Genomic DNA, 7,244 nt, shown 5'->3' on the forward strand with positions numbered 1-7,244 from the left:
GGGGCTCTTGACCCGAGCAATGGGTGAGGCGCATTATGAACCTGCGTTCATGAACCAACGTTCATATAGGAGTCGATCATGACCGAGATCGTCAATACCGCTCAGTCCGATGCCTGGAACGGCTACGAGGGCGAACACTGGGCCGGCAACCACGACCGCTACGACGCGGTGAACCACGGCTTCAACGAACCCCTGCTGACCGCCGCCCGCGTCTCCGCCGGTGACGGCGTCCTCGACATCGGTTGCGGCAACGGCCAATTGACCCGCGCCGCCGCCCGCCGCGCCGGCACGGGATCCGCGACCGGCATCGACCTCTCCGGTCCGATGCTCACCCGGGCTCGCACCCTCGCTGCCGCCGAGGCCGTTCCCAATGTCACCTTCGAACGGGGCGACGCTCAGGTATTCCCCTTCCCTCGCAACGCTTTCGACGCCGCCCTGAGCCGCTTCGGCATCATGTTCTTCGCCGACCCACTGGCCGCCTTCGCGAACATCGCTCGCGCCCTGCGCCCTGGCGGCCGCCTCGCCTTCGTCACCATGCCGCCCATGCCCGGCACCGACCTCGGCACCGTATTCGGCGCGGCCGCACAGCATCTCGCCGACTTCGCGATCACGCACACCCACGGTCCGCTCGCCGACCCCGACGCCATCCGAGACCTGTTGACCGCCGCCGGTTTCCGCGACATCGACGTCGAATACCGTGAGGCCGAAGGTCTCTGGGGCCGCGACCTGGACGACGCCACCGACTTCATCATCGACTGGGGCCCGCTGCGGTACCACCGCTCGCTGTCCGGTTTCACCACCGATACCGCAGTCCGCGCGGCCATCTCGACCGCCCTGGCCCCCTTCGTCACCCCCGGCGGCGTCCGCCTCCGCAATGCGGCCTACCTGGTCACCGCGACCCGCCCGCTACCGTAACCACCCATGTCCCCGAGAAAGGCAGCGGCGCTGCGCGGCACCGACGACGACCGCAACCTCCGCGACCACCTCGTCACCACCGCCCAGCGCCTCCTCGCCGACCAGGGCGCACCCGGCCTCACCGTCCGCGCCATCGCCCGCGCCGCAGGCGTCGCCGACGGCGTCCTCTACAACCACTTCCCCGACAAGGACGCCCTCCTGGCCGCAGCCCTCAGCGCCCACGTCGCCGCCGCCCACGCCGCCCTGGGCCCCCTGCCCACCCCCGGCACCGCAACCGTCCAGGAGAACCTGGCGCTGTACCTACACGCCGGCCTCACCCTGCATCGCGCAGTCCTCCCGGTCTTCGCCGGCCTGCTGGCCAGCCCATCCGTACTGGCCCGCTACGCCGAGTCCGAAGCCCGCAACGATGATTGGCGCGAACTACTGGCCCGCTACCTCCGCGCCGAACGCGACCTTTCCCGTCTCGCCCCCGACGCCGACACCGCCGCCGCGACCGCCATCCTCGTCGGCATCTGCCACGACGCAGTCCTCACCGCAATGCTCCCCGGCGCCATGCACGCCGAAGTCGAGGTAGACGCAGTAGTCGTGACGCTCCTCGCCGGAATTGCACCCCACCCCTGAGGCATCCAGCTGCCGCCACAGTCCCGACCTTGCTCAGCCGATGCGGCCTCATTGAACTGAAGGCTTTGCGCCACAGTCGATTCGGGGAACCCGGCCCGGCGTCGCGCGGCCCCACCACGGCGATTGCGATTTCCACCGCTGGGGCGCGGTCGACCCAGGTTCTCGATCCACCGGTCGCAGGCTACTGAGCGGGGCGGGATTGGATCGGCCGCGGAATCGGCCGAGCGGTTGGCTCAGTACACCGGGCCGGTGTACTTCTCGCCCGGGCCGGCGCCGGGGGCGTCGGGGTAGGCGGAGGATTCGCGGAAGGCGCGCTGGAGGGATTGGAGGCCTTCGCGGAGGGGGCCGGCGTGCGGGCCGAGGTACTCGACGGAGGCGGTGATCAGGCCGGCGAGGGCGGTGATGACGCGGCGGGCCTCGTCGAGGTCGAGGTGGGGGCTGGTGGCAGGATCGGCTTCGCCGAGGCCGAGCTTCTCGGCGGCGGAGCTCATCAGCATGACGGCGGCGCGGCTGATGACCTCGACGGCAGGGATGTCGGCCAGTTCGCGGACGATCTCGCCGTCGATGAGGGCCGATTCGTCGCTGGTGATTGCCTCGCTCATGCGGTAGAGCATCCCACCGTGCGGGTCGGCGCTGGTCGCGGGGGCCGTCGATTCGGAGCTCACGGCTATGAGTGTTAGACTCTTCCGCGACGACCGTCCCGGACTGGTTCCTGCAACCGACTCGGGGCATCAAGTGGAGCCCGACTCCCACCGTCGATCGGCCCTTCCGGTCAGATCAGGCGGTCCGGTCGCCCATCATTTACCTGATGGGTTCTGTACGTGGGTTTGCCCTGCGTGTGGTGCGATGCCAGCTGTTTGCGTCGCGGATCGGTCGACTCGGGCCCCGTGGTGGTGAAATACCAGCACGGGGCTTTCGTGTTGGAATTGGGGTTGCAGTTATTGCTTGCGGTCGTTGACGAACCGCTTGACCTAGGAGGCCCCATCAGCACTGAGACCCGCATCAACGATCGCATCCGCGTTCCCGAGGTCCGACTCATCGGACCGGGTGGCGAGCAGGTTGGGATCGTGCGTGTTGAAGATGCACTACGCGTCGCTCAGGAAGCTGACCTCGACCTGGTCGAGGTCGCGCCGGATGCACGCCCGCCGGTGTGCAAGATCATGGACTACGGCAAGTTCAAGTACGAGACCGCGCAGAAGGCGCGTGAGTCCCGGAAGAACCAGGTTCAGACCGTGATCAAGGAGCAGAAGCTCCGGCCGAAGATCGATGACCACGACTACGCCACCAAGCGCGGCCATGTGATGCGCTTCCTCGAGGCCGGGTCGAAGGTCAAGGTCACCATCATGTTCCGCGGTCGCGAGCAGTCGCGTCCGGAACTCGGCTTCCGGCTCTTGCAGCGACTGGCCGCCGACGTCGCCGACCTCGGTTTCGTCGAAACTTCGGCCAAGCAGGACGGCCGGAACATGACCATGGTCCTCGCGCCCCACAAGGGTGCGAAGACGCGGGTGAAGGCCCAGCAGTCTGCGGCCCAGGGCGGCACCGTCCCGGCCGAGACCCCGGCTCCGGCCCCGGCCGAGACCGCAGCCCCGGCTGCCGAACCGGCCACCCCGCAGCAGTAATAACGAGAAGCTCCGGTGGCGCGCTGACGCGCGCCTCCGGCACGACAGATTGAGGAATCCATGCCGAAGATGAAGAGCCACAGCGGCGCCTCGAAGCGATTCAAGGTGTCGGGCAGCGGCAAGCTGCTGCGTCAGCAGGCGAACCGTCGCCACCTGCTCGAGCACAAGCCGTCCACCCGGACTCGTCGTCTGGACGGCGTGGAGGTCGTCGCGAAGGCGGACGTCGCTCGCGTCAAGAAGCTGCTCGCCAAGTAATTCGGCTGAGCCAGCCGCTCGCGATCCGTTCGCGGAACGCATCACCGACCAACCTCGGGCGCACTCACCGGGTTCACGCGAAAGACCCGGCGCCCCTTATTCGATCAAGGACTGACAAGTGGCACGCGTCAAAAGGGCCGTCAACGCTCAGAAGAAGCGCCGTTCCGTTCTCGAGGCCTCCAAGGGCTACCGTGGCCAGCGGTCGCGCCTGTACCGCAAGGCCAAGGAACAGCAGCTGCACTCGCTCACCTACGCCTACCGGGATCGCCGGGCGCGCAAGGGTGACTTCCGCCAGCTGTGGATCACTCGTATCAACGCCGCCGCGCGTCTGAACGACATGACCTACAACCGCTTCATGCAGGGCCTGAAGGCCGCCGGCATCGAGGTGGACCGCAAGATCCTGGCCGAGCTCGCGGTGAGCGACGCCGAGGCGTTCGCCCAGCTGGTGGCCGCCGCCAAGGCCGCGCTGCCCGCCGACGTCAACGCCCCGGCCGCCTGATTCGGCCTGCGTGACGACGCAACACTCGAAGCGACCCGCGGACGTGCTCTCCGAGCACAACCCGCGGGTCGTTTCTGCGGTCAAGCTCCATCGCGCGCCGGTGCGCCGCAAGACCGGCCTGTTCCTGGCCGAGGGCGCGAATTCGGTGGAGGCCGCACTTGATACCGGGCGGATCGAGGAGCTGTTCTACTCCTCCAAGGCCGCCGAACGTGAGCACGAGCTGGTGGCCGGCGCCGCGGCGCAACGGGTGCGGACCACGCTGGTCAGTGACCGTGCCGCGGAGATGCTGGGGGAGACCGTGACGCCGCCCGGCCTGATCGCGGTGTGCCGCCAGGTGGATGTGCCGCTGCCGGAGATCATCGACGCGTCCCCGCGCATGCTGGCCGTCCCGGTCGAGATCGCCGACCCCGGCAATGCCGGAACCCTGATCCGGGTGGCCGACGCGGTCGGCGCGGATGGCGTGGTGCTGGCCGGTGATTCGGTAGATCCGCACAACGGCAAATGCGTGCGCGCCTGTGCCGGAAGCCTTTTCCACGTTCCCGTGGCCCGCTCCCGCGATATCGATGCCACTCTCGACGCCCTCGAGCACGCGGGGATCGCCGTGCTGGCGACCACCGCCAAAGGCGAGGTCGACCTGGACGATGCCGACGAGATCCTGCGCGGCCCGGTCGCCTGGCTGTTCGGCAACGAGGCGCACGGCCTGGACAAGGCCATCGCCGCCCGCGCCACCCACCGGGTCCGGATCCCCATTCACGGCCGCGCCGAGAGCCTGAATCTCGCTGCCGCGGCGGCCATTTGCCTCTATGCGAGCTCTCGGGTCCAGCACGCCAAGTGACGCCGGCCGAGTCTGCCGACGCCGACGCGGTGAAGAAACCCGGCGAGCCGGTCCGGATCTGATCAGATGCCGTCCTCGCTGAGGTTGGCGAGGATCTCGGTGGCCCACGGCGGGGTGTCAGCGTCGTCGCTATCGGTGACCTGGAGCGCAGTCAGGTCGATGAGCAGCATGCCGGTGGCGAAGAAGCGGCCGACCTCGTAGGTCGTCGCGCCGGTGAGCTCCTTGGCCAGGTTGTAGAGGCGTCCGAAGTGATCGCGGATGTTCTCGCCGATGGCCGGCTCGCTCGCCGCCGCGATGCCCTGCAGGAAGACCCTGGGCAGATCGCGGTCGGTGAGGAAATGGTCGCCGAAGTGGCTGCCGAGGGAATCGAGGCGGTCTTTGGGGGAGGCGTCCGGTGCGGCCTGGGTGGCCCCGGTCCGGAAGAGCTCCTCGATGCGCCCGCACACCTGGTCCAGCACTGCCAGGAACAGCTGTTGCTTGGTGCCGAACAGTCGGATCACATAGGGCTGCGAGACCCCCGATCGGCGCGCGATATCGTCGGTTTTCGTTGCCGCGTAACCGGATTCAGCGAAGGCGGCGGTTGCCGCCGCGAGGACTTCCGCGCTGCGCTCGGTCGCCGTCATCCGGGTCCTGGTCATGGCTGTCGTGCCTCCTCGTCGTCGCGATCCCGTGTGCCATTGACATGTTATCAGTCAATGCATACTCTCTAGTTATCAGTCGATAACAACAAGGATTGGTCATGGCTGAAACACTCGAAACCTCAACCCTCACCGACAAGGTCGTCGATGCCGCCCGGCAGCGGCCGCTGGGCGCGATCCTGGCGGCCGTGGGCATCCCGATGTTCATGGTCACGCTGGACAATCTCGTGGTCACCAACGCGCTGCCGGTCATCCGCACCGAACTGCACGCGTCGCTCACCGACCTGCAGTGGTTCGTGAACGCCTACACGCTGTCCTTCGCCTCGCTGCTGCTCACCGCCGCCGCGCTCGGCGACCGGATCGGCCGCCGGCGGATGTTCGTCATGGGCATCGCGCTGTTCACGGCGGCCTCGGCGTCGTGCGCGCTGGCCACCGAGCCGTGGATGCTCATCGCCTCGCGGGCGGTACAGGGCTTCGGCGGGGCGGCGGTGATGCCGCTGTCGCTGACACTGCTGTCGGCGGCGGTGCCGGAGAAGATGCGCAGTGCGGCCATCGGCATCTGGGGCGGCATCTCCGGGCTCGGCGTGGCGCTCGGACCCGTGGTCGGCGGCGCGGTCGTCGACGGACTCAGCTGGCAGTGGATCTTCTGGATCAACGTTCCGATCGGCATCGTCGCCGTTCCGCTGGCCGCCCGCATCCTGAACGAATCCTTCGGCGGCGCAAGGAAATTGGATCCGATCGGCCTGCTGCTCTCGGCGGGTGGCGTGCTCGCGGTGGTCTGGGGCGTGATCCACGGCGCGGACGACGGATGGACCTCGGCCAAGGTGCTGACCGGGCTGATCGGCGGCGCGGCGCTGCTGGCGGCGTTCGTGCTGTGGGAGAACCGCTCGGCCGATCCCATGCTGCCGCTGCGGCTGTTCCGGTCGCGCAGCTTCACCGCGGTCAATACCGTGCTCTTCACCTTCTCCGTCGGCGTCTTCGGCTCGATCTTCCTGCTGGCCCAGTACTTCCAGGTGGTGCAGGGCTACACGCCGCTGCAGTCCGGTATCCGGACGCTGCCGTGGACCATGGCTCCGATGGTGGTGGCTCCGCTCGCCGGGCTGATCGTCGATCGAGTGGGTGTGCGGCCGCTGATCGCCATCGGTCAGGTGTTCCTGTCGGCGGCGCTGCTATGGATGGCGCTGATCACGACCGTCGACGTCTCCTACGGTTCCTTCGTCCTGCCCTTCGTGCTGGGCGGCATCGGTATGGGCCTGACCTTCGCACCCACCGCCACCGCCGTCATGGCCAGCGCGGCCCCGGCCGATCAGGGCATGGCCTCCGGCACCAACAACACCATCCGTGAAGTGGGTGTCGCCATGGGTGTCGCGGTGCTGGCGTCGGTGTTCGCCTCGCACGGCTCGTATCTGAGCCCGCAGGAATACGTGGACGGCCTCATCCCGGCGGTCAAGGTGGGCGCGGCCATCGTCGCGGTCGGTGCGCTGGTCGCATTGCTGCTGCCCAGTCGGCAGGCGATCGCCGAATCATCCACCGGTGCACCGGCTGTCGCTCACTGACCGGGCTGGTCTCCACGGAGGTGCCTCATGTACGAGACCCTGCTCCTGCTGCTCCCCGCGAATATTCATGCGGCAGTGGACAATATCCCCTTCGCTGGTCAGGCGGCCACACCGCTGTGGTTCCGCATCCCCGAACAACTGGTCTACATCGGCGTAGCCTTGTTCGCCACCCTCGGATCGGCGTCGACGATCCGATCCGTCCCTCGAACGGCGTCTCTGGCAACCGGTGCGCCAGGGTAACGCCGGCACGAACCGCGTTGTGGGAATTCCCGGAAAGGGACGAAGGAGGAAAAAAAAGCGCGAGAG

Annotated in this window: 10 protein-coding genes; 8 read left to right on the forward strand and 2 right to left on the reverse strand. The window is 68.0% G+C overall.

Going from position 1 to position 7,244, the window contains the following annotated elements; genetic code table 11:
• Positions 1–78 precede the first annotated feature (78 nt).
• A complete protein-coding gene (locus tag ACFXN1_RS23130) occupies positions 79–915 on the forward strand; it encodes a class I SAM-dependent methyltransferase (protein ID WP_379444496.1) in 837 nt (278 codons plus the stop codon).
• A 6-nt stretch (positions 916–921) separates the two neighbouring features.
• Entirely contained in the window at positions 922–1,536 is a 615-nt protein-coding gene (locus tag ACFXN1_RS23135) for a TetR/AcrR family transcriptional regulator (protein WP_379444495.1), read from the forward strand.
• Between the two features lie 233 nt (positions 1,537–1,769).
• Here the strand turns inward: ACFXN1_RS23135 and ACFXN1_RS23140 are convergent, their stop codons facing one another.
• On the reverse strand, positions 1,770–2,138 hold the full coding sequence (locus tag ACFXN1_RS23140) for a DUF1844 domain-containing protein (RefSeq protein WP_379402205.1): 369 nt from the start codon (positions 2,136–2,138) through the stop codon (positions 1,770–1,772).
• Positions 2,139–2,468: 330 nt separating this feature from the next.
• On the opposite strand from ACFXN1_RS23140, the gene infC reads away from it, so the two are divergent.
• The 4 genes from infC to ACFXN1_RS23160 all read left to right on the forward strand — a co-directional run bounded on the left by infC (position 2,469) and on the right by ACFXN1_RS23160 (position 4,744).
• Positions 2,469–3,155 (forward strand): translation initiation factor IF-3, encoded by a 687-nt coding sequence (gene infC, locus ACFXN1_RS23145; protein WP_354846243.1) that lies wholly within the window; start codon positions 2,469–2,471, stop codon positions 3,153–3,155.
• Between the two features lie 60 nt (positions 3,156–3,215).
• A complete protein-coding gene (rpmI, locus tag ACFXN1_RS23150; protein WP_040856904.1) occupies positions 3,216–3,410 on the forward strand; it encodes a 50S ribosomal protein L35 in 195 nt (64 codons plus the stop codon).
• 118 nt (positions 3,411–3,528) lie between these two features.
• The gene (gene rplT, locus ACFXN1_RS23155; RefSeq protein ID WP_040807291.1) at positions 3,529–3,909 is read left to right on the forward strand and encodes a 50S ribosomal protein L20; all 381 of its coding nucleotides are present in this window, start codon (positions 3,529–3,531) and stop codon (positions 3,907–3,909) included.
• Positions 3,910–3,919: 10 nt separating this feature from the next.
• Positions 3,920–4,744 (forward strand): TrmH family RNA methyltransferase, encoded by an 825-nt coding sequence (locus tag ACFXN1_RS23160; RefSeq protein ID WP_379444494.1) that lies wholly within the window; start codon positions 3,920–3,922, stop codon positions 4,742–4,744.
• Positions 4,745–4,806: 62 nt separating this feature from the next.
• Here the strand turns inward: ACFXN1_RS23160 and ACFXN1_RS23165 are convergent, their stop codons facing one another.
• Positions 4,807–5,382: a TetR/AcrR family transcriptional regulator gene (locus ACFXN1_RS23165; protein ID WP_379444493.1), complete on the reverse strand. Its 576-nt coding sequence runs from the start codon at positions 5,380–5,382 to the stop codon at positions 4,807–4,809.
• 101 nt (positions 5,383–5,483) lie between these two features.
• Between ACFXN1_RS23165 and ACFXN1_RS23170 the strand changes: the two genes are divergently transcribed.
• Entirely contained in the window at positions 5,484–6,938 is a 1,455-nt protein-coding gene (locus ACFXN1_RS23170) for an MFS transporter (RefSeq protein ID WP_379444492.1), read from the forward strand.
• Positions 6,939–6,965: 27 nt separating this feature from the next.
• Complete coding sequence (locus ACFXN1_RS23175; protein ID WP_379444491.1) at positions 6,966–7,178, forward strand: hypothetical protein; 213 nt, start codon at positions 6,966–6,968, stop codon at positions 7,176–7,178.
• The last annotated feature ends 66 nt before the right edge of the window (positions 7,179–7,244 follow it).

The sequence above is a fragment of the Nocardia sp. NPDC059154 genome, from assembly GCF_042755705.1.
Classification (GTDB): Bacteria; Actinomycetota; Actinomycetes; order Mycobacteriales; family Mycobacteriaceae; genus Nocardia.

What these genes read in the sequence shown, in the direction of transcription:
- ACFXN1_RS23130 (WP_379444496.1), top strand. Translation starts at nt 79, where the DNA reads ATGACCGAGATCGTCAATACCGCTCAGTCCGATGCCTGGAACGGCTAC.
- ACFXN1_RS23135 (WP_379444495.1), top strand. Translation starts at nt 922, where the DNA reads ATGTCCCCGAGAAAGGCAGCGGCGCTGCGCGGCACCGACGACGACCGC.
- ACFXN1_RS23140 (WP_379402205.1), bottom strand. Translation starts at nt 2,138, where the DNA reads ATGAGCGAGGCAATCACCAGCGACGAATCGGCCCTCATCGACGGCGAG.
- rpmI (WP_040856904.1), top strand. Translation starts at nt 3,216, where the DNA reads ATGCCGAAGATGAAGAGCCACAGCGGCGCCTCGAAGCGATTCAAGGTG.
- ACFXN1_RS23165 (WP_379444493.1), bottom strand. Translation starts at nt 5,382, where the DNA reads ATGACCAGGACCCGGATGACGGCGACCGAGCGCAGCGCGGAAGTCCTC.
- ACFXN1_RS23170 (WP_379444492.1), top strand. Translation starts at nt 5,484, where the DNA reads ATGGCTGAAACACTCGAAACCTCAACCCTCACCGACAAGGTCGTCGAT.
- ACFXN1_RS23175 (WP_379444491.1), top strand. Translation starts at nt 6,966, where the DNA reads ATGTACGAGACCCTGCTCCTGCTGCTCCCCGCGAATATTCATGCGGCA.